Annotated in this window: 21 protein-coding genes; 9 read left to right on the top strand and 12 right to left on the bottom strand. The window is 65.8% G+C overall.

Going from position 1 to position 19,683, the window contains the following annotated elements:
- Positions 1-107: 107 nt before the first annotated feature.
- Complete coding sequence (locus tag SPO_RS10700) at positions 108-974, bottom strand: DMT family transporter (RefSeq protein ID WP_011047836.1); 867 nt, start codon at positions 972-974, stop codon at positions 108-110.
- A 33-nt stretch (positions 975-1,007) separates the two neighbouring features.
- Complete coding sequence (gene guaA / locus SPO_RS10695; RefSeq protein ID WP_011047835.1) at positions 1,008-2,567, bottom strand: glutamine-hydrolyzing GMP synthase; 1,560 nt, start codon at positions 2,565-2,567, stop codon at positions 1,008-1,010.
- Between the two features lie 236 nt (positions 2,568-2,803).
- Here guaA and SPO_RS10690 point away from each other — a divergent pair, with 236 nt between their 5' ends.
- Positions 2,804-4,348 carry a trimethylamine methyltransferase family protein gene (locus SPO_RS10690; protein WP_011047834.1) on the top strand — a complete coding sequence of 515 codons (1,545 nt, stop codon included), beginning with the start codon at positions 2,804-2,806 and terminating at the stop codon, positions 4,346-4,348.
- Here the strand turns inward: SPO_RS10690 and SPO_RS10685 are convergent.
- Complete coding sequence (locus SPO_RS10685; RefSeq protein ID WP_044028290.1) at positions 4,341-4,649, bottom strand: DUF6477 family protein; 309 nt, start codon at positions 4,647-4,649, stop codon at positions 4,341-4,343. The two genes, SPO_RS10690 and SPO_RS10685, sit on opposite strands and share 8 nt — an antisense overlap.
- A 243-nt stretch (positions 4,650-4,892) precedes the next feature.
- On the opposite strand from SPO_RS10685, the gene SPO_RS10680 reads away from it, so the two are divergent.
- Positions 4,893-6,047 carry a DUF6456 domain-containing protein gene (locus tag SPO_RS10680; protein ID WP_011047832.1) on the top strand — a complete coding sequence of 385 codons (1,155 nt, stop codon included), beginning with the start codon at positions 4,893-4,895 and terminating at the stop codon, positions 6,045-6,047.
- 41 nt (positions 6,048-6,088) lie between these two features.
- On the top strand, positions 6,089-7,036 hold the full coding sequence (locus tag SPO_RS10675; protein WP_044028288.1) for a hydrogen peroxide-inducible genes activator: 948 nt from the start codon (positions 6,089-6,091) through the stop codon (positions 7,034-7,036).
- Positions 7,037-7,113: 77 nt separating this feature from the next.
- Here the strand turns inward: SPO_RS10675 and SPO_RS10670 are convergent, their stop codons facing one another.
- Both SPO_RS10670 and SPO_RS10665 read right to left on the bottom strand, forming a co-directional pair.
- Positions 7,114-7,578 carry a cupin domain-containing protein gene (locus tag SPO_RS10670; RefSeq protein WP_011047830.1) on the bottom strand — a complete coding sequence of 155 codons (465 nt, stop codon included), beginning with the start codon at positions 7,576-7,578 and terminating at the stop codon, positions 7,114-7,116.
- A gap of 160 nt (positions 7,579-7,738) precedes the next feature.
- Positions 7,739-8,287, bottom strand: a complete 549-nt coding sequence (locus tag SPO_RS10665; RefSeq protein WP_011047829.1) for a peroxiredoxin — start codon at positions 8,285-8,287, stop codon at positions 7,739-7,741.
- Positions 8,288-8,491: 204 nt separating this feature from the next.
- Between SPO_RS10665 and lipA the strand changes: the two genes are divergently transcribed.
- Both lipA and SPO_RS10655 read left to right on the top strand, forming a co-directional pair.
- Positions 8,492-9,442 (top strand): lipoyl synthase, encoded by a 951-nt coding sequence (gene lipA, locus SPO_RS10660; protein ID WP_011047828.1) that lies wholly within the window; start codon positions 8,492-8,494, stop codon positions 9,440-9,442.
- Entirely contained in the window at positions 9,439-10,611 is a 1,173-nt protein-coding gene (locus tag SPO_RS10655) for an amidohydrolase (protein ID WP_011047827.1), read from the top strand. The genes lipA and SPO_RS10655 overlap by 4 nt, the downstream gene beginning before the upstream one ends.
- Here the strand turns inward: SPO_RS10655 and SPO_RS10650 are convergent.
- Positions 10,589-11,473, bottom strand: coding sequence for a c-type cytochrome (locus tag SPO_RS10650; RefSeq protein ID WP_011047826.1), 885 nt, complete (start codon positions 11,471-11,473; stop codon positions 10,589-10,591). The two genes, SPO_RS10655 and SPO_RS10650, sit on opposite strands and share 23 nt — an antisense overlap.
- A 58-nt stretch (positions 11,474-11,531) precedes the next feature.
- A complete protein-coding gene (locus tag SPO_RS10645) occupies positions 11,532-12,008 on the bottom strand; it encodes a c-type cytochrome (RefSeq protein ID WP_011047825.1) in 477 nt (158 codons plus the stop codon).
- Positions 12,009-12,108: 100 nt separating this feature from the next.
- Between SPO_RS10645 and SPO_RS10640 the strand changes: the two genes are divergently transcribed.
- On the top strand, positions 12,109-12,969 hold the full coding sequence (locus tag SPO_RS10640; RefSeq protein WP_084790968.1) for a LysR family transcriptional regulator: 861 nt from the start codon (positions 12,109-12,111) through the stop codon (positions 12,967-12,969).
- A gap of 61 nt (positions 12,970-13,030) precedes the next feature.
- Here SPO_RS10640 and hpt read toward each other — a convergent pair whose 3' ends face one another.
- The gene (gene hpt, locus SPO_RS10635) at positions 13,031-13,573 is read right to left on the bottom strand and encodes a hypoxanthine phosphoribosyltransferase (protein ID WP_011047823.1); all 543 of its coding nucleotides are present in this window, start codon (positions 13,571-13,573) and stop codon (positions 13,031-13,033) included.
- A gap of 74 nt (positions 13,574-13,647) precedes the next feature.
- On the opposite strand from hpt, the gene SPO_RS10630 reads away from it, so the two are divergent.
- The 3 genes from SPO_RS10630 to SPO_RS10620 all read left to right on the top strand — a co-directional run bounded on the left by SPO_RS10630 (position 13,648) and on the right by SPO_RS10620 (position 16,044).
- Complete coding sequence (locus tag SPO_RS10630; protein ID WP_011047822.1) at positions 13,648-14,094, top strand: type II toxin-antitoxin system RatA family toxin; 447 nt, start codon at positions 13,648-13,650, stop codon at positions 14,092-14,094.
- Between the two features lie 46 nt (positions 14,095-14,140).
- Entirely contained in the window at positions 14,141-15,436 is a 1,296-nt protein-coding gene (locus SPO_RS10625) for an MmgE/PrpD family protein (RefSeq protein ID WP_011047821.1), read from the top strand.
- 95 nt (positions 15,437-15,531) lie between these two features.
- A complete protein-coding gene (locus SPO_RS10620) occupies positions 15,532-16,044 on the top strand; it encodes a GNAT family N-acetyltransferase (RefSeq protein ID WP_011047820.1) in 513 nt (170 codons plus the stop codon).
- A gap of 67 nt (positions 16,045-16,111) precedes the next feature.
- Here the strand turns inward: SPO_RS10620 and SPO_RS10615 are convergent, their stop codons facing one another.
- The 4 genes from SPO_RS10615 to SPO_RS10600 form a co-directional block, all read right to left on the bottom strand.
- A complete protein-coding gene (locus SPO_RS10615; RefSeq protein ID WP_044028286.1) occupies positions 16,112-17,293 on the bottom strand; it encodes an ammonium transporter in 1,182 nt (393 codons plus the stop codon).
- Between the two features lie 154 nt (positions 17,294-17,447).
- Complete coding sequence (locus SPO_RS10610; RefSeq protein ID WP_011047818.1) at positions 17,448-17,927, bottom strand: CinA family protein; 480 nt, start codon at positions 17,925-17,927, stop codon at positions 17,448-17,450.
- Positions 17,924-18,421: a phosphatidylglycerophosphatase A family protein gene (locus tag SPO_RS10605; RefSeq protein WP_011047817.1), complete on the bottom strand. Its 498-nt coding sequence runs from the start codon at positions 18,419-18,421 to the stop codon at positions 17,924-17,926. Before SPO_RS10605 ends, SPO_RS10610 begins: the two co-directional genes overlap by 4 nt.
- Positions 18,418-19,551, bottom strand: coding sequence for a bifunctional 2-C-methyl-D-erythritol 4-phosphate cytidylyltransferase/2-C-methyl-D-erythritol 2,4-cyclodiphosphate synthase (locus SPO_RS10600; RefSeq protein ID WP_044028284.1), 1,134 nt, complete (start codon positions 19,549-19,551; stop codon positions 18,418-18,420). The genes SPO_RS10605 and SPO_RS10600 overlap by 4 nt, the downstream gene beginning before the upstream one ends.
- Positions 19,552-19,683 lie beyond the last annotated feature (132 nt).

The raw sequence follows: 19,683 nt of genomic DNA, 5'->3' as shown, positions 1-19,683 counted from the left end.
GCAGGTGAGGGGCTGCGCGGCTCCCGTAGTGGTGAGATCAAGCTAAGAGGGTGTACAGATCGGTCAATCCTTGACCGAAGGTCAGCTCGCGCCGGGTTGAGAGTGCGTTACCGGGCCGTGTTTCGGGTCTCGGCCAGGATGTTGAGGTAATTGCCGGCAAAGATCACCGCTGCGCCAACCAGAACCCAGATATCAAGCGCCTCGCCATAAAGCAGCATGCCGACCACCGCGATGGTGGGCAGGCGGGCAAAGTCGATGGGCACAACCACGGTGGCGGGCGCGATGGCCAGCGCGTTGGTGATGCAGTAATGCGCCAGCAGACCGGCGAGCCCGACCAGCACCAGATAAGGCGCGGTGCCCAGAGTCGGCAGGGCGATCTGCCCGTCATGGCCCGAGGCCACAAGCCCCAGCACCGCCTGCATGACCGTCAGCCAGAACATGATACAGCCGATACTGGCAAGCCGGGTGAGTTTCTTCGTTGAAATCGTTGTCATCGCAAAGAAAATTGCTGACAGGGCGGCCGTCAGGATACCAATGTTGAGGCTGCTGGCGCCGGGGCGCGCAACGATCAGGATACCGACGAAACCGATCACTGCCGCAGCCACCCGCACCCGCGTCATCCGCTCGCCCAAGAGCAGCGGTGACAGCAGGATGACCCAGAGCGGTTGAGTGAATTCCAGAGCAAAGACCTGTGCCAGCGGAATCACGGTCACGGCAAAGAACCACAGGTTCTGGCCGGTGAAATGCACCGCATTGCGCAACGCGTGCAGGCCCAGCGCGCGGGTGCTGACCTGATGCCAGGTGCCGGTGACGCTCAGGATCAGCGACACCACCAGCACGCCCACAAAGCTGCGATACATCATGATTTCAAATGTATCGTGCACCGCGCTCAACTCGCGCCCGGCCACGGCCATCGCCGAGAACGAGGCGATGGCACCGGTCATCCACAGCGCGGCGCGGGCTATGGGGCTCATGCCGTTATCTGGCAGGCCGTGCGGGGGGCATGGTCACTCCCACTCGATGGTTCCGGGCGGTTTCGAGGTGATGTCATAGGTGCAGCGGTTGATGCCCTTGACCTCGTTGATGATCCTTGTGGCGGTCTCGCCCAGGAATTCGTGGGTGAACGGGTAATAATCGGCGGTCATGCCGTCGACCGAGGTCACCGCGCGCAGGGCGCAGGCGTAATCATAGGTGCGCCCGTCGCCCATCACGCCGACGGTGCGGACGGGGAGGATGGCGACAAAGGCCTGCCAGATCTCGTCATAGAGCCCGTGCTTGCGAATCTGGTCGATATAGATCGCGTCGGCCTCGCGCAGGATCTCCAGCTTTTCGCGGGTGATCTCGCCGGGGCAGCGGATGGCCAGGCCCGGTCCAGGGAAGGGGTGGCGACCGATAAACGACTGGGGCAGGCCCAGCTCGCGACCCAGCGCGCGGACTTCGTCCTTGAACAGCTCGCGCAGCGGCTCGACCAGTTTCAGGCCCATCTTCTCCGGCAGGCCGCCCACATTGTGGTGCGATTTGATGGTGACCGAGGGGCCGCCCGAGAAGGAAACCGATTCGATCACGTCGGGATACAGCGTGCCCTGGGCCAGGAATTCGGCGCCCTCGATGGTGTCGGCATGTTTCTGGAACACGTCGATGAAGAGCTTGCCGATGATCTTGCGCTTGGTCTCGGGGTCGGACTGGCCGTCAAGCTCGCCCAGGAACAGATCGGATTCGTCGGCATGGATGAGCTGGATGTTGTAATTGTCGCGGAACATGCCGACGACCTCGGTCGCCTCGTTCTTGCGCAACAGCCCGTGATCGACAAAGACGCAGGTGAGCTGGTCGCCGATCGCCTCGTGGATGAGGATCGCGGCGACCGAACTGTCGACGCCGCCCGAGAGGCCGCAGATGACCTTTTTGTCGCCGACCTGTTCGCGGATCGTGCGGATCATTTCCTCGCGATAGGCCCCCATGGTCCAGTCGCCCTTGAATCCCGCCAGACGCACGAAATTCTCGTAGAGTTTTGCGCCGTTGGGGGTGTGGTGCACCTCGGGGTGGAACTGAACCGCGTAGAAATGCCGGCTGGTGTCGGCGGTGATGGCAAAGGGCGCGCCGGGCGAGGTACCGTAGACCTCGAACCCGGGGGCGATTTCGGCCACGTGGTCGCCATGGCTCATCCAGACCTGTTCGCGGCCGTCGGTGAACCAGCCGTCGAGAATGTCGAGCGTGCCCTTGGGGGTGACATAGGCGCGGCCGAATTCGGCGGTGCCGTGGCCGGATTCGACGCGCCCGCCCAGCTGGGTCATCATCGTCTGCTGGCCATAGCAGATGCCCAGGATCGGCACGCCATAGTCAAAGATTTCCTGCGGCGCGCGGGGGGAACCCTCGCGCGTGACGCTGTCGGGCCCGCCCGAGAAGATCACGGCCCGTGGCGCCATTTCGCGCACGAAGTCCATCGTGACATTCTGATAGGGGTGGATTTCGCAATAGACGTTCAGCTCGCGCAGGCGGCGGGCAATCAGCTGCGTTACCTGGCTGCCGAAGTCGATGATCAGAAGGCGGTCGTGGGATGTCTGGCTCATGTCTGGCTCTTAGGGCGCGGCCCGGCGTTGCGCAAGAGGCGGTGCCGGAAAACGGCACGTTTTCCGGGCCGTTTTCCATATGGAAAACGGGGCCGCACCGGAACGAGACAGCGCACTGTCGCGCAAAGGCGCGAAACATGTCGCTTTTCCCCCCAGAGCGCCGCAATCCACATTCGAAATCGGCAAGCGCCTGATAAAAGACAGGCCACGCTAACCAATCACCCAGGGGATCAACCATGGAAGAGGCAATGACCCGGCGACGCGCCCGGGGCGGCGGCGGTGCCGCCCGCCGTGCCGAACGCTCGGCGGTTGTGATCGAGACCGCCAAATATATCGAACGTAACATCCCCAATTTCGAGGTTCTCAACGAAGAAGCGCTCGAAATCATCGAGGCCAATGCGGAAACGGTGCTGGCCGAGATCGGTGTCAACTTCGTCAACAACCCCGCCGCGCTGGAACGCTGGCGCGCGGCCGGTGCCGAGGTCGAGGACGAGCGCGTGCGCATCCCCCGCGGGCTGGCGCGCAAGCTTTGTTCGACCGCGCCGGGCCAGTTCACCCAGCATGCCCGCAACCCCGCCAAATCGGTGGTGGTCGGCGGCCGCAACCTGGTGCTGGCGCCGGTCTATGGCCCGCCCTTCGTGCGTGACGCCCAAGGCGGGCGCCGCTATGCCACCATGGCCGATTTCGAGAAATTCGTGAAACTGGCCTATATGTCGAAATGGTTGCACCATTCCGGCGGCACAGTGTGCGAACCCACCGACATCCCGGTGAACAAGCGTCACCTGGACATGCTGATGGCGCATATGACGCTGAGCGACAAGCCGTTCATGGGCTCGGTCACCGCACCCGAACGGGCGCAGGATTCGGTCGAGATGTGCGAGATCCTGTTCGGCAAGGAATTCGTGCGCGACAACACGGTGATGACCTCGCTCATCAACATCAACTCGCCGATGACCTTCGACGACATCATGATGGGCGCGCTCGAGGTCTATGCAGCCAGCAACCAGGCCTGCATCATCTCGCCGTTCATCGTCGGCGGTGCCATGGCGCCGGTGTCGGTGGCCGGTACGTTGACCCAGGTTCTGGCCGAGGTTCTGGCCGGTGTCGCCTATAGCCAGCTGGTCCGCCCCGGCGCGCCGGTGATCTTCGGCGCCTTCGTGTCCTCGATCGACATGAACTCGGGCGCGCCCACCTTTGGCACCCCCGAAGCAAGCCTGGTCACCTATGGCGCCGGTCAGCTGGCGCGGCGTCTGGGCCTGCCGTTCCGCTCGGCCGGGTCGTTCTGCGGCTCGAAACTGCCCGATGCGCAGGCGGCCTACGAGACCGCCAACTCGCTCAACATGGGTCTGCTCTCGGGCGTGAACTTCATGCTGCATGCCTGTGGCTGGCTCGAAGGCGGTCTGGTGGCGGATTTCGAGAAATTCGTCATGGATGCCGACCAGCTGGGCGTGCTGCACGGGCTGGCCAAGGGCGTGCCGGTGGATGCCGAACATCAGGCGATGGGCGCCATCCGCGAGGTGGGGCCGGGCGGCCACTACCTTGGCTGTGCCCATACCCAAGCCAATTTCAAATCCGCCTTCTGGAAATCCGAACTGCTCGACTACAAGCCGTTCGAAACCTGGGAGGAAGAGGGCGCGCGCGACACCTATGCGCTGGCCTCGAGCCGGGTCGACAAGCTGATGGATGCCTATCAGCAGCCCACGCTCGACCCTGATATCGCCGCCGCGCTGGCGGCCTATGTGGCCGAGAAGAAGGCCTCGATGCCCGACGCCTTCATGTAGGTTGCAGGCTTTGCGGGGCGTGGCTGGTCTGAACCAGCTGCGCCTCGCCCATCATGGCGATCAGCAGATCCACATGCCGGGGCAGCGAATAGCCCGCATCATCCGCGCGCCGCTGCTCGTCCAGCACCCGTTCCAGCTCCATCAGCCGCATCAGCGCCGCCGCCGGGCGCGGCAGCTTACCGTATCCCAGGATGCGTTGCAGATGCCGGTCGCGGTTGTATTCGGCCTGGCCAAAGCGCGCGGCGCGGATCAACAGGCGCGGGCGGCGCAGTTGCGATACCATGGTCATCAGGTCTTGCATGACGGTTCCTTTCCCCGGAAATGTGTTCGCCACATTTCTGCCACAACCATTGCGGGTGTTGCTTCGATCTGGAAACTACCGTGCGCTGACTTCAGAACTGTTTATAGTTTCGAAACAATGATGGGCAAAGCAGCAGGTATCTTAACGAACAAGTAACTAATGCAACCATAAGGTGTGTGCGCAACTCGGGGGATAACTGCTGGATAAGAGGGTCAGTCAATTTGCCTTTGAGGGTAGGACACGATGGGTAACTGGGCAGAAAACACCGTCCCCGGCTGGGTTCCCGAAAGCGCGCAGCGCTATCTGGCTCATACCGAGGCGGGGTTCTCGATCCGGGATCTGGCGCGCGGGGCGGGGTGCCATGCCTCGACCGTGCTGCGCCAGATCCGGCGGGTCGAGATGCGACGGGACGATCCCCTGGTGGACGCGGCGCTCGAAGCATTGGCGGCCGCCCATTTCCCGCCGCTGAAACTCAGCAAAACGCCGGTTTCGCGCCGTGGGTCCCAGCCAGAGGATACCGCCCCGATGACAGTGCCCGCCCCGCAGACCGAGGAGACACCCGACAGCGCCACCTTTGACCAGGAGGCCACCCGCATCCTGCGGCGCCTGTGCGAAAGCGGCGCTGTGCTGGCGGTGGCCGAGGACATGGACAAGGCCGTGGTGGTGCGCGACGACGGCAAGGGCGGCAATACCCGCACCGCCGTGGTCAGTTGCGCCATGGCACAGGCGCTGGCCCTGAAGGACTGGATCGCCTGTGACAAGCCGGGCCGGATCAGCCGCTATTACCTGACAACCGCCGGGCGGGGTGCCCTGGGCCGGCTGTTGGCCGAGGCCGAGAATCGCGCCCGCGCCGCCCAGGACGGGTTCGCAGAGGCGCAAAGCCCCTTTGCCGCGCAACACCGGGTGATGGGCGACAAGACCGTCGATGGCGAGGCGGGCGAACGGCCGCGCCGGGTGCGCTACAACATGGCCGAAAGCCCGCTGATCGCGCTGGCCCGACGCAAGGATCGCGACGGCCAGCCGTTTCTGGATGACACGCTGGTGCGGGCGGGCGAACGGCTGCGCGAGGATTTCGAACTGGCGCAGATGGGGCCCAACATTGCGCAGAACTGGGACCGCTTCCTGACTGGTGGCGCGCGGGGCGGTTTTCAAGCTGACAGCGGTATCGGCCACGGCCCCGAAGCGGCCCGCAACCGGGTGGCGCGCGCGCTGTCCGATCTGGGCCCGGGGCTGAGCGACGTGGCACTGCGCTGCTGCTGTTATCTGGAGGGGCTGGAACTGGCCGAGAAACGCATGGGCTGGTCGGCGCGCTCGGGCAAGATCGTGCTGCGCATCGCCCTGCAACGACTCAAGCGGCATTACGAGGAGCAGAGCGGGCGCGACCGTCTGATCGGATAATCCCGGGTTGTCGCCAAGGGTGATTGCGATATGTTTCGCTTATGAGCTTCACCCTCCGGCAACTCCATTATTTCAAGGCATTGGTCGAGCAGCGCAACTTTGGCCGCGCGGCCGAGGTCTGCCATGTCTCGCAGCCTGCGCTGTCGGTGCAGATCCGCGCATTGGAAGAGGTGTTGGGCGGGCCGCTGGTCGAACGGCGTGCCCGCGACGTGGTGCTGACGCCGCTGGGGCGTAGCGTGCTGCCGCTGGTCGATCAGGCTTTGGCCAGTGCCGACCGGCTGGACCGGTTCGCCCGCGACCAGGCCGGCGCGGCAAGCCTGTCGCTGGGCCTTATTCCCACCATGGCGCCCTATCTTCTGCCCGGCGTGCTGGCCGAGCTGCGGGCGCAGAACCTGTCCTTGCGGGTGCATGTGCGCGAGGCGCGCACCGAACAGCTGCTGCAGGCGTTGCACAAGGGAGAGCTGGACGCCGCCGTTCTGGCCCTGCCGGTATCGCAGGCGGGGCTGACCTCGGTCGAGCTGTTTCGCGACCGTTTCCTGCTGGCCGGGTCCTGGTCCCGGCTTGAGCGCCTGTCGCAGGGGGTCGAGGCGCTGCGGCCGACCGACCTGCAGCCCACGCAGTTGATGCTGCTGGAGGATGGCCATTGCCTGACCGATCAGGCGCTGGAGGTCTGTGGCCATGACCGGGCAGCGGCGGGCATCAACATGGGCGCCTCGTCGCTGGCGACCCTGTCGCGGCTGGTGGCCGAGGGCTTTGGTCTGACCCTGATGCCGGAACTGGCGGCGCGCTCGGAACTGGCGGCGGTGCCGGGCTTGCGGTTGCACCGTTTTCGCACGCCGGAACCGGCCCGCACTGTCGGGCTGGTGCGGCGCAGTTCGACCTATCGGGCGCGCTGGTTCGACGATCTGGAACGCATCATCCGCCAGGTGGGCGAGGGGATCGTCACCGAAACCCGCGAAACCCAGCCATCAACGCCGGAAAGGGGCTAGGGCCGGCCCGCCGTTGCGCAAACGGCCAGTCCGCGTGCTGCGGGCCCACATCGCGGAGTGGCGCAAACGGCAAAGGGTCAGGATTCGCCCTCAATCGGTGAACCATCGGTGCGCGTGTACTGGCGCCTGTTGTTGTCCCGGTGCAGGATCAGGTCATGGTCGGGATAATGCACGATATCGCGATCCAGGCGCGTGCCTACGACCAGAAAGACAGCATCGCAATCGGACCGGTTTTCCAGGCAATGGGCAACCGGCATGCCCCCCGGCCATCCCGCCGCGTCGCCAGCGGTCAGAACCGTCTCTTCATCCTCGATCAGAATCAGCTCGCCGGAGATCACATAGACGAACTCGTCTTCGCCCTCATGCCAATGGCGATGGGACGAGCGTGAACCCGGGCGCAGGCGTTCCAGATGGATACCGTATTGGGACAGGCCGATGACATCGCCCAGCGGTCTGACCGAATAGGGCCCGTCAGCCTGGCCCGTGATCGGATGGGCGCCGCCCGCGTGATCTCGCCATGGGAGTTTGTCGATCTTTGGCATTGCTGCGTTCGCCCGGGCTATGACCACCTGTGGTGACGCTAGCAGACCAGGTCAGCGCCGTCACATGCTTACCCGGCTCAAGACCCGTGCAGCGCATGTTCCAAACGAAAATACCCGCGCGGGGCGCGCGGGTATTCGATGGCCGGATCCGAACGATGGATCAGGCGGCAACTTCGCTATTGGCGGCAACCAGCCAGTTCAGCACCGTTTCGGGCGACGTGACGCCATAAGGGTCCTCGGGGCAGTTGTCCATCAGGCCGGGTTCTTCGAACCAGGCCTCGATCTTGCCATCGTTGACGATGGCCGCATAGCGCCACGAGCGAAAGCCGAAACCCAGATTGTCCTTGTCGACCAGCATGCCCATCTTGCGCGTGAACTCGCCCGAACCGTCCGGGATCACGGTGACGTTCTTCAGGCCTTGTGCCTCGGCCCATTTGTTCATGACAAAGCTGTCATTCACGGACATGCAATAGATCGCGTCGATGCCCTGGTTCTGGAAATCGGCAAAGCCGTTTTCGAAACCGGGCAGCTGATAGGTCGAGCAGGTGGGGGTAAACGCGCCGGGCAGCGAGAACAGCACCACGCGCTTGCCGGCAAAGTAAGCTGCGGTGGTCATGTCCTGCCAGCGATAGGGATTGGGGCCGCCAACGGCCTCGTCGCGCACCCGGGTGTGGAAGATTACATTGGGAAGGGATGCTCCGGTCTTCATCAGACGCTCTCCTTGGAATTGTATTTGCCGGGCGAGCGTTAGTGTGAATCCAAACCGGCTTCAACGGCGAACTGCTGCATGTGCAGCATCATGGCAGGCGGTTGGGGCCGCAAATGCATGGCGGCCATGCAGCCATGGTCTTACCTGTGACGCCGCGTTATGTTAGAGGGTGCTGCAACCGTTCCAGACAAGGGAAACCCGCCCGTGCGTGACCTGAAGATCCCCGAGCAGCGCCACCCCGAAAAGGCGCATCGCCCCGACCAGGCGCAACCCAAGAAACCGGACTGGATCCGGGTCAAGGCGCCGGGGGGCAAGGGCTATGCCGATACCCGCCGGATCATGCGCGACAACAACCTGGTCACCGTCTGTGAAGAGGCCGGATGCCCGAACGTCGGCGAATGCTGGAGCCAGGGCCACGCCACCATGATGATCATGGGCGAGATCTGTACCCGTGGCTGCACCTTCTGCAACATCGCCACCGGGCGCCCCGACGCGCTGGACGCGTTCGAGCCGGGCCGGGTGGCCCATGCGGTGGAGAAGCTGGGGCTGAACCATGTGGTGATCACGAGCGTCGACCGCGACGACCTGGCCGATGGCGGGGCCGAGCATTTTGCCCAGACCATCCGTGCCATCCGCCATCGCAGCCCCTCGACCACGATCGAGATCCTGACGCCCGATTTCCTGAAATGCGCGCCCGAGGTGCTGGAAGTCGTGGTTGCGTCCAAGCCCGACGTGTTCAACCACAATCTGGAAACCGTGCCGGGCCTGTACCCCGAGGTGCGCCCCGGCGCGCGCTATTTCCACTCGCTGCGTCTGCTCCAGCGGGTCAAGGAGCTGGATCCGTCGATCTTTACCAAATCCGGCATCATGGTCGGCCTGGGTGAGACCGAACAGCAGGTGCGCCAGGTGATGGACGACATGCGCGCCGCCGATATCGATTTCCTGACCATCGGCCAGTATCTGCAACCGACACCGAAACATCACCGGGTCGATCGTTTCGTGCATCCCGATGAATTCGCCTCTTATGAGAAAGCCGCCTATGGCAAGGGCTTCCTGATGGTCTCGGCAACGCCGCTGACGCGCTCGTCCTACCACGCGGGCGACGACTTTGCGCGCCTGCGGGACGCCCGGCAGAAGAAGCTCGGCCTGGCATGACCCCCGGCGATCTGGCGCGGCTGACGGCGCTGCGCCATGCGCTGCACCGCGCGCCCGAGATCTCGGGCGCCGAGGCGCGTACCGCCGCGACGGTGGCGGGGCTGCTGCGCGAGATGGGCGCCGACCGGGTGCTGACCGGTCTGGGTGGGCACGGCGTGGTTGCCGTCTTTGACAGCGGCGTCGCGGGGCCCAGTGTTGCTATCCGCTGCGAGCTGGACGCGCTGCCCATTCCCGAAGAGACCGACTTGGCCTATGCCAGCGAGACGCCGGGCCACGGGCATCTTTGCGGTCATGACGGCCATATGGTCATCGTGCTGGCAGTGGGTGAGGCGCTGGCGGCGCGGCGCCCGGCACGGGGCCGGGCGATCCTGATCTTTCAACCGGCCGAGGAAACCGGCAAGGGCGCCATGGCGCTGCGGGCCGATCCGCGCTTTGCCGAGGTGGCGCCCGACACGGTGCTGTCCCTGCACAACCTGCCGGGCCTGCCGCTGGGCATGGTTGAGCTTTGCGCGCGCGCGACCAACTGCGCCTCGCGCGGGATGGCGATCCGGCTTTTTGGCAAAACCTCACATGCGGCGGCGCCACAGGACGGGCTGTCGCCCGCGGGTGTGATGGCGGCGCTGATGCCACGGCTGGCGGCGCTGGGGCCGGGTGGGGCGCTGGATGACGGCTTTGCCCTGACCACGCTCACCCATGCCCGGCTGGGCGAGCCGACATTCGGCGTGGCACCGGGCGAGGGGGCGCTCTGGGTCACCCTGCGCACCGTCACCGATGCGCGTATGGCCACACTGATGGGGGAGGCCGAGGCGCTGGTGCGCGCCCATGCCGAGCCCGCCGGGCTGCGGGTCGAGATTTCCTATGACGATGTGTTCGAGGCCTGCACCAACCATCCCGCCGCCGTCGATCTGCTGGCCGGGGCCTGCCGCGCGGGGGACGTGCCCCTGGTTCTGACGGAGCAGCCGCAAAAGTTCTCCGAGGATTTCGGGCAGTTCGGCAAGGGGGCCGAGGCCGCGATGCTGTGGCTGGGGGCCGGGGTTGGCCATCCGCAGTTGCACAACCCCGACTACGACTTTCCCGATGCGCTGATTCCGGTGGGTGCCGGTATCTTTGAGCGCGCCCTGCGTTCGGTGCTGGGGACCGGCCCGGTCAATTCACAGGCAGCGCCTTGAGATAGGCGGCAATGGCGGCGCGATCCTCGGGCGGCAGTTGTGCGGTGTTCTGGATCACATCCGCCATGGCGCCGCCGGCGCTGTCGTAATCGGGGGTGAACCCGGTTTCCAGATAATAGGCGATGTCCTCGGCGCTCCACGTCAGGGCCTTGGGCGTCAGATCGGGAAAGCGCCCCTTGCTGCCGGGAATCGGACCGCCGGACAGCCATTTGTCGCGCTGCAATCCGCCCAGCGCATCGCGCGGCGTGTGGCATTCGCCACAATGGCCCAGCGCCTCGACCAGATAGCGCCCGCGCGTGACCTGCGCGTCGGCGGGGTCGGTCATCACCCAGCCCTTGCCCGTGTTGAGCAGCTTCCACATCCCCAGCCCGCGCCGGATGTTGAAAGGAAATCCCACGTCATGGGGCCGGCTTGGCGTGTCCGAAACGGGCAGGGTGATCAGATAGGCATAGAGATCGGCGATATCGCCCAACTCGGTATTGGCATAAGAGACGAAAGGAAAGGCGGGGTAATAATGCTGCCCCTCGGGTGAGGTGCCGTGCATCATGGCATTGGCCAGGTCCAGCTGGCTCCAGCCACCGATCCCGTGGTCGGGCGAGGGCGAGATATTGGGCGCATAGAAGGTGCCGAACGGGCTGGCAAAGCCCTCGCCCCCGGCCAGAACCAGCTTGGCCTCGCCCTCGGCGCCCGGCGCCGCATGGCACGAGGCGCAACCGGCGGCGGCAAAGACCAGCGCGCCCCGCGCGGCATCGCCCTCGACACCGTCCAAAGCGCCCTGAGCCAAGCGTTCGGGCCGGGTGATCAGCCAGAACACCACAAGACCGGCAAGCGCCAGCACCGCACCGATGCGCAAGAGCTTCATCCGCGCCTCCGTCAGAAACAAGAAACCGGTCCCAGTCTAGCCGGGACCGGCGCGCGCGTCACTCTTCGGCGCGGAAGGGCTTGTGACACCCGCCGCAAGAGGCGCCAACCGGGCCGATGGCCCCGCGCAGCGCTTCAAGATCGGTCCCGGCGGCGGCCTGCAGGGCCGCGACCGCCTCACCCATCGCCTGCGACTTGGCGCCGATATCCGAATCGGCGGCCCAGATCGCGGGCAGAGCGCGGGTCCCCTCGACCGAGGCATTGTCGGACCCGGCGGGCCAGGCGGTGGGCATCCAGATCGACTTGGCGGCGGCCAGGTTGTTGGCGGCCAGCGCGGCGGCCTCGGCATCATACTCGGCCTCGCCCTTGGCCATGGCGCCCAGGATACCGAGGTTGAAGGCGTACAGCGTCATCTGCGCCTGGCGGGCCTTGATTTCACGGGCGAATTCGCCCTGTGCATGGCTACCGGCCAGGGCCAGCCCCCCCACGGCACACAGCGTGGCGGCGGCGATGGCGGTCTTGGTCTTTGCAAACATGTCCCGTCTCCGTTGCAGGAAAGATAATGACAACATCCCCAAGTGTACTTGTGTTAATCTTAGCGGATAGTCTGCATTTCTGGTTAAAGGGTCTCTAATCTTGCACAGGTTGAACTGGGACGATCTGCAATTCGTGCTGTCCGTGGTCGAAGCGGGCAGCGTCGCGGGGGCATCGCGGCAGATGGGGGTCAATCACGCCACCGTTCTGCGCCGCATCGCCGCCTTTGAGGAGAGCGTCGGCACCCAGGTGTTCGACCGCACCCCGCGCGGTTATGTGCTGCGTCCCGACCGGTTGCGGCTGATCGCGGCGGCCCGCGAGGTGGGGCAGGCGGTGCAGTCGGTGCACCAGCTGGCGCAGGGGCTGGATGCGCCTTTGGCCGGGCATGTGCGGGTGACCTCGACCGATACGCTATGCCAATGCCTGCTGCCCGAGATCCTCGCCGATCTGCGCCAGAGCGCGGGCGAATTGCGGCTGTCGCTGATCTCGACCAACAGCCACCTGAACCTGTCGCGGCTCGAGGCCGAGCTGACCCTGCGCCCGGCCCCGGTCCTGCCCGAAGGGCTGGTGGGCGAGAGCCCGATCAGCATGGCCTTTGCCGCCTATGCGGCGCCGGGCTGCGAAAACGCGGGCTGGCTGGGCTTTGACGGGGCGATGCGGCGGTCGCGCCCCTGGGCCTGGTTGGAACCGCAGCTGGAGCGTGGTGCCGCGATCGGGTCGGCCGACAGTTTCCTGGTACTGCGCGAGATGGTGGCGCAGGGGCTGGGGCGGGCCTTGCTGCCCTGCTTCATCGCGCGTGACGATCCCCGTCTGGTGCGGCTTGAGGTCGGCCTGCCACCCGAGACCGCAACCCCGATCTGGGTCGCCTGTCACGAGGAGCTGGCCGATGTGCCGCGTCTGATCCGGGTGCGCGGCCTTCTCTGCCAGGCGCTGCGCGCGCGGGCGGCGCGGTTCGGCCCGTGAGCCGGGGCCAAGAAAATTCGACGAATTTTCTTGGATTGCGCCGCGCCGGTATTGTGCCGCCTCAGGCTTCGGTAAAGCGGACCTTGCCGATGAAGGGCAGGTTGCGGTTGCGTTGGGCAAAGTCGATCCCATAGCCCACCACGAATTCATCGGGGATCTCGAACCCTATCCAGTCGGCGCGGAAATCCACTTCGCGCCGGCTCGGCTTGTCCAGCAGCGCAATGGATTTCAACCGCTTCGGCATCCGGCTGAGCAGCAGATGGGTGACATGGTTCAGCGTGTGACCGGTATCGACGATATCCTCGACCACCAGCACATCGCGCCCCTCGATCGGGCTGCGCAGGTCCTTGAGGATACGCACCTCGCGGCTGGATTCCATCGCGTCGCCATAAGAGGAGGCTTCTAGGAAATCGACCTCGATCGGCAGATTAAGCTCGCGCACCAGATCGGCGATGAACACGAAGCTGCCGCGCAACAGGCCCACCACCACCAGCTTGTCGGTATCGGCGAACTCGGTCTGGATCTCGCGGCACAGCGCCTCAATCCGCGCCGCGATGGCCTTGGCCGAGATCATCTCGTCAATAACATAAGCGCGGTCAGTCATCGCAGCCCCCTTGATCTTTGGCGCGCAACATACGACATGACGCGCCATTGTCATCAACAAATGCCCAAGGACAGATGCCCACACATTCGGAAACCCGACGCCTGCCTTACAGTGCCCAGCAGATGTACGATCTGGTTGCCGATGTGGCGAAATATCCGCAATTCCTGCCCTGGTGCGCGGCCGCCCGCATCCGCAGCATCACGCCCCAGGGCGCGGCGCAGGTGATGGAGGCCGATCTGGTGATCTCGTTCAAGGTGTTTCGCGAACGGTTCGGCAGCCGGGTTACCCTGTTTCCGGGCGAGATGCGGATCGACACCGAATATCTGGACGGTCCGTTCAAATACCTGAAGTCCGACTGGGCCTTTGCCGATGCGCCCGAGGGGGGCTGCGACGTCTCCTTTCACGTGGATTTCGAATTCAGGAACGCCATCCTGCAAGGGGTGATCGGCCTTGTGTTCAACGAGGCGATGCACCGGATCGTGCGCGCCTTCGAGGAACGGGCAAGGGCGCTTTACGGCTGAGCGATGCCCTCTTTACGCGGGTCCGTCCGGCGCTAGACTGCGCCTCATGCCAGAGTTGACCCGCACCCTTGCCGAATTCGCCACCGGTTCCATCACCACGACGCCCGCCGCCAGACTGGTCACGTCGCTGTCCGCGCTTGACTGGATCGCGGTCGGTCGGGCCGGGGTCGAAGAACCGGTCTCGCGCATCCTGCGCGAGATGGTGCTGGAGGAGGGCGGGACTGCGCGCGCGCATCTGTTCGGTGGCGGCGCGGCACCCCTGCGCGGGGCGGCGCTGGTCAACGGGACCGTGTCCCATGCGCTGGATTACGACGACACCCATTTCGCCCATATCGGCCACCCGTCGGTGGCGGTGTTCCCCGCCGTCCTGGCCATGGCCGAGTCGCGCGATGCCGCCATTGTCGAACTGCTGGAGGCCGCGCTGGTGGGGATGGAACTGTCGGTGCGCGTCGGTCTCTGGCTGGGGCGCGGGCATTATCAGGCGGGGTTTCACCAGACCGCCACCGCTGGCGCCTTTGGCGCCGCCGCCGCCGCCGGGCGGCTGGCCGGATTGACGCCGCAGCGGATGGCGCAGGCGCTGGGGTTGACCGCCACCCGTGCCGCCGGGCTGAAGGCGCAGTTCGGCACCATGGGCAAACCCTATAACGCGGGCCTTGCCGCCGCCGCCGGGATCGAGGCGGTGGAACTGGTGCGACGTGGTTTTGACGCCAATCCGCTGGCGATGGAGGGCGAATACGGCTTTGGCGCCACCCATCACGGCGCGGATGAGATGTCGGCGCTGGAGGGTCTGGGCGAGAGCTGGCTGTTCGACCAGGTCAGCCACAAGTTCCATGCCTGCTGCCACGGGCTGCATGCGGCGCTGGAGGCGGCGCGCAGTCTGGATATCGCCGCGCCCGAGGTGGCGCAGCTGAGCGTGCGCACCCATCCGCGCTGGCTGAGCGTGTGCAACCAGCAGGCGCCCAGCACCGGGCTGGGGGCCAAGTTCTCCTATGGCACGGTGCTGGCGATGCGGGCGCTGGGGCATGATACCGCGCGGCTTGACAGCTATTCGGACGCTCTTTGCGCCGATCCCCGTCTGATCGAACTGCGCGACCGGGTCGAGGTGATCGGCGATGACAGTCTGAGCGAGACCCAGGCGCATCTGTCGCTGCTGCGCCGCGACGGTCAACGGCAGGAGGTGAGCCACGACCTGATGGCGCCATTGACGCTTGCCGAGCGCGAGGAACGGGTACGCGCCAAGGCGGCCAAGCTGATCGGCGGCAGCCTTGCCGACGAGATCTGGGCCTTGCTGCGCACCGGCGGCGGGGCGGCCGATCTGGCCCTGCGCCTGAGTGCGAGCTGAGGCGGGTATCGTGCCTGCCGCGTGATGCCTGCGGCCGGGGATGTTTGATGCAAGAGGAAGGCGCGATGTCCAGCACCGGGCCAGAGGGGCAGGCAATGGATTTGAACTATCGCAGGCTTGGAACGCAGGATGTCGCGGCATGGCGGGCGCTGATGCTGGAGGGCACGCGCGATTTCCCGCTGGGGTTCCTGCAAAGCGCTGCGGAGGTGCAGGCGCTGTCTGGCGAACGGTGCCGCGAGATACTGGGATATGGCGCGCTGCGCGGCGTGTTCCGGCAGGACGCGTTGCTGGGGCTCTGCGGCTATCGCCCGCAGATGTTTGCGCGCATGGCGCATCGGGTCGAACTGGGACCCTTTTACGTGACCCGCAAGGCGCAGGGCACCGGGGTGGCGGACCGGATGATGGCAGGGGCGATCGCCGAGGCGCGCAGCGAGGGGCGCAGCCTGGTCGAGCTTTATGTGGATGCGGAGAACCACCGCGCCATTGCCTTTTACCAGCGGCACGGGTTCCGGCTGCTGGCGCGCTTGCCCGATTGCGTGCGCATCGACGGTGGCGCGCGGGTCGATCTGTTCTATCGGTTGGACCTGAGCCCGCGGGACGGCGCATGAAAAAGCGGACCTCTGGAAAGAGGTCCGCCTGAGCCCTTTGAGGGGCATCGGAACAGCCGAGGTGGGCTCAGCTGCTCATGTCATAGGCCCGCTCACCATGCACGGAGAGGTCGAGCCCGTTTGTTTCGGTCTCGGCATCTACCCTGAGCGGGGTGACAAGTGCAACCACCTTGACCAACACGATGGTGACACCCGTCGTGAAGAGACCCACGAACACCAGCCCGCCCAGCTGTGCGACCCAGCTGCCGGCGCCGAGGACGGCGATCATGAGGGTGCCAAAGATGCCGCCGACCCCGTGCACGGCGAACACGTCGAGGGTGTCGTCGATCCTGAGCCAGTTGCGCACCAGATTGACCGCCTCCTGACACAGGATACCGGCGACCGCGCCGATCAGCAGCGCGGCGGCGGGGCCGACAAAACCGCTGGCGGGCGTGATCGAGGCCAGCCCGGCGATGGTGCCGGTGACCAGACCCACCAGCGACGCCTTGCCATATTTGATCCGCTCCCACAGCGCCCAGCTGAGCGAGGCGGTGGCGGCCGAGATATGGGTGACGGTCAGCGCCATGGCGGCACCGCCATCAGCGGCCAGCTGCGAGCCGCCGTTGAAGCCGAACCAGCCCACCCACAGCATCGCCGCGCCGATCATCACGAAACCGGGGTTATGCGGCGGGGTGGTGCGGTTGCGGCGCGGCCCCAGCATCACGGCGATGATCAGCGCCGCCAGACCGGCGGTTTCGTGTACGACGATGCCGCCAGCGAAATCGCGCACACCGGTCTCGCCAAAGATTCCGCCATCGGACATCATGCCGCCGCCCCAGATCCAGTGCACCACCGGCGCATAGCAGAGCAGCATCCAGAGGCCCGAAAAGGTGAGCACAAAGCCGAAGCCCACCCGCTCGACATAGGCGCCGACGATCAGCGCCGGGGTGATGATGGCAAAGGTCATCTGGAAGGCAAAGAACAGGATCTCGGGCAATGTACCGCTGAGGCTGTCGGCGGTCACGCCGATCAGCATCACCTTGTCCAGCCCACCCCAAAACCCCGAGGTGCCGCCGCCAAAGGCGATGGAATAGCCCGCCACCAGCCACAGAATGCTCATCAGGCAGGCGATGGCGAAACAGTGCATGAACACGCTCAGCACGTTGCGGGCCCGAACGAGGCCGCCATAGAACAGGGCCAGCCCCGGCAATGTCATGAACAGGACCAGGGCTGTGGCCACGATGATCCAGGCTGTATCGGCTCCGTTCATGGGCCGCTCTCCTTTACTGCGATTGCGAGTGTCGGGAGCGGTTGAGCGGATTTCAGTCGCGGGAAAAAGAGGCGGCCTGCCGGAAACATGCCTGTTTTTGCCGCTTTTTTTCAAGTGATGAAAAAAGCGGCGCTCTGGTGCGGTGTTTGCCGGTTCAGGGGGCGATCAGGGAAAGGCCGCGATCCAGCAGCGCCAGCGCATGGTCGCGCGCGGCCGCGCGCACCTGAGCGCGGCCCGGGGCGCCGAAGTCCACCGTTTCGCTGCTGGTGGCGATGCCATCGCCGGCCAGCGCGAAACAGACCCGGCCCTCGGGCTTGAACTCGGACCCGCCGGGGCCGGCGATGCCGGTGATCGCCACCGCCAGCGTGGCGCGGGAATGATCCAGCGCGCCCTCGGCCATTTCGCGCGCGACCTGTTCGGACACCGCGCCATAAGCGTCAAGCGAGGCCTTGCGCACGCCCAGCATCTCTTGCTTGGCGCTGTTGGTATAGGTGACGAACCCGCGCTCGACCACGGCAGAGCTTCCGGGGATGTCGGTCAGGGCGGCGATCACCATGCCGCCCGTGCAGCTTTCGGCGGTGGCGATCTTGGTCCCGCGCGCCTTGGCACGCTCCAGCAGGTCGGCAACGTTCATAGGCCCAGTACTCCATGTGAAAGCGCCGCCAGCAGGGCAGTGCCGATGGCGGCGAAAAGACCGGCAATGATATCGTCCAGCATCACCCCCATCGGGTCGCCCCTGCGGTCGGCCCAGCCGACCGGGCCGGGTTTGGTGATGTCGAACAGGCGAAACAGGACAAAGGCCGCGATCCAGCCGGGCCAGAGCGCCGAGATCTCGATCCCGTGTGACCAGGCGGGCAAGGACAGCGCCCAGAGCGCCAGGAACTGGCCCGCCACCTCGTCGATGACGATTTCCGAAGGGTCGTGATCGGTCTGGCCCGCTGTCATCACGCGCGTCGCCCAGAGCCCGGCAACGAAAGCGCCCAGTGTCGCCAGAGCCAGCAGGGGAAAGCCGCCCAACTGATGCAGGACCCAGGCCAGCGGCAGCGCCGCAAGCGAACCCCAGGTGCCCGGTGCGGGCCGCAGATAGCCGACCCCGCCAACAGTGCCGATCAGCGATGCAATGCTCATGGTTTCACCAGACAGGCGGTGGCCAGCGCGGCGATGCCTTCGCTCCGGCCGGTGAACCCCAGCCGTTCGGAGGTCGTGGCCTTGACCGATACCCGGCTTGCCTCCAGCCCCATGATCCGGGCCATTTCCGCCTGCATCTCAAGGGCATGCGGGCCGATCTTGGGGTATTCGCACACCAGCGTGCAGTCGATGTTGGACACAGCGAAACCGCGCGCGCGCACCAGATCGACCGCATGGCGCAGGAAGATCTCGCTCGCCGCGCCCTTCCATTGCGGGTCCGAGGGCGGGAAATGGCGGCCGATATCGCCCTCGACCAGCGCGCCATAGAGCGCGTCGGTGACCGCATGCATGCCCACATCGGCATCGGAATGGCCTTGCAGACCCCGGTCATGCGGCACCTTGATGCCGCAAAGGATCACGTGATCGCCCGGTCCGAACCGGTGCACGTCATATCCATTGCCAAGCCTTACATCCATGTCCTGCCTCAATATCCGTTCGGCGCGGGCGAAATCCTCGGCCCGCGTGATTTTCAGGTTGTCGGGGTCGCCCGGCACGATGGCCACGGTCAACTCGGCGGCGCGCGCCACCTCGACATCATCTGCCGCCCCGCCGGGGTGGGCGGCGTGGGCCGCGACGATGGCGTCATAGCGAAAGCCCTGCGGTGTCTGCGCGGCAAACAGCCCGTCGCGCTCGCGGGTACCGGTCACCAGACCCTCGGCCCCGGTCCAGAGCGCATCGGTCACCGCCAGCCCGGGCGCCGCGCCGGGATGGGCGTCGAGCGCGTCCAGTACGGCACCGATCGTAGCGGCCGAGACACAGGGACGAGCGACGTCATGGATCAGCACCTTGGTGATGCCCAGACCGTCCAGCGCCGCCAGCCCATTTCGGACCGAGCCCGCGCGATCAGAACCGCCCGGCGCCAGGATCAGCGGGGTCGTGGCAAACTCGTCCCAGGCGTCGTGGTCCTCGGGATGCAGCACCAGAACGACATGGGTGATCTGCCGGAGCGCAAAGCGGTCCAGCGTCCAGTCGGCCACCCGGCGCCCGGCCAGCGGGCGCCATTGTTTGGGCACGCCCCCGCCCGCGCGGGTGCCACGCCCGGCGGCAACGATGATGGCGGCTGTGGTCATGGCGGTCCTCGGGCGCGGGGCAGGCGGGTGATGCCCGATCTTTATGGGGTGACGCCTTCGCTGGCAATGACCCGTGGTGAAGCGATTAAAAATTAGGCAGATGCGTAATTCCTGGCCCTTGATCCGGGGGGA

Source organism: Ruegeria pomeroyi DSS-3 (genome assembly GCF_000011965.2).
Taxonomy (GTDB): Bacteria; Pseudomonadota; Alphaproteobacteria; order Rhodobacterales; family Rhodobacteraceae; genus Ruegeria_B; species Ruegeria_B pomeroyi.
This window is presented reverse-complemented; position numbering and strand designations above follow the sequence as displayed.

Bases quoted from the DNA above. Each gene is read 5' to 3' on its own strand.
- SPO_RS10625 (WP_011047821.1), top strand. From the start codon at position 14,141: ATGCCAGAGTTGACCCGCACCCTTGCCGAATTCGCCACCGGTTCCATC.
- hpt (WP_011047823.1), bottom strand. From the start codon at position 13,573: ATGACTGACCGCGCTTATGTTATTGACGAGATGATCTCGGCCAAGGCC.
- SPO_RS10690 (WP_011047834.1), top strand. From the start codon at position 2,804: ATGGAAGAGGCAATGACCCGGCGACGCGCCCGGGGCGGCGGCGGTGCC.
- SPO_RS10655 (WP_011047827.1), top strand. From the start codon at position 9,439: ATGACCCCCGGCGATCTGGCGCGGCTGACGGCGCTGCGCCATGCGCTG.
- SPO_RS10600 (WP_044028284.1), bottom strand. From the start codon at position 19,551: ATGACCACAGCCGCCATCATCGTTGCCGCCGGGCGTGGCACCCGCGCG.
- SPO_RS10615 (WP_044028286.1), bottom strand. From the start codon at position 17,293: ATGAACGGAGCCGATACAGCCTGGATCATCGTGGCCACAGCCCTGGTC.
- SPO_RS10610 (WP_011047818.1), bottom strand. From the start codon at position 17,927: ATGAACGTTGCCGACCTGCTGGAGCGTGCCAAGGCGCGCGGGACCAAG.
- SPO_RS10665 (WP_011047829.1), bottom strand. From the start codon at position 8,287: ATGAAGACCGGAGCATCCCTTCCCAATGTAATCTTCCACACCCGGGTG.
- SPO_RS10630 (WP_011047822.1), top strand. From the start codon at position 13,648: ATGCCCACACATTCGGAAACCCGACGCCTGCCTTACAGTGCCCAGCAG.
- guaA (WP_011047835.1), bottom strand. From the start codon at position 2,567: ATGAGCCAGACATCCCACGACCGCCTTCTGATCATCGACTTCGGCAGC.
- SPO_RS10700 (WP_011047836.1), bottom strand. From the start codon at position 974: ATGAGCCCCATAGCCCGCGCCGCGCTGTGGATGACCGGTGCCATCGCC.
- SPO_RS10685 (WP_044028290.1), bottom strand. From the start codon at position 4,649: ATGCAAGACCTGATGACCATGGTATCGCAACTGCGCCGCCCGCGCCTG.
- SPO_RS10650 (WP_011047826.1), bottom strand. From the start codon at position 11,473: ATGAAGCTCTTGCGCATCGGTGCGGTGCTGGCGCTTGCCGGTCTTGTG.
- SPO_RS10670 (WP_011047830.1), bottom strand. From the start codon at position 7,578: ATGCCAAAGATCGACAAACTCCCATGGCGAGATCACGCGGGCGGCGCC.
- SPO_RS10620 (WP_011047820.1), top strand. From the start codon at position 15,532: ATGGATTTGAACTATCGCAGGCTTGGAACGCAGGATGTCGCGGCATGG.
- SPO_RS10645 (WP_011047825.1), bottom strand. From the start codon at position 12,008: ATGTTTGCAAAGACCAAGACCGCCATCGCCGCCGCCACGCTGTGTGCC.
- SPO_RS10680 (WP_011047832.1), top strand. From the start codon at position 4,893: ATGGGTAACTGGGCAGAAAACACCGTCCCCGGCTGGGTTCCCGAAAGC.
- SPO_RS10605 (WP_011047817.1), bottom strand. From the start codon at position 18,421: ATGAGCATTGCATCGCTGATCGGCACTGTTGGCGGGGTCGGCTATCTG.
- SPO_RS10675 (WP_044028288.1), top strand. From the start codon at position 6,089: ATGAGCTTCACCCTCCGGCAACTCCATTATTTCAAGGCATTGGTCGAG.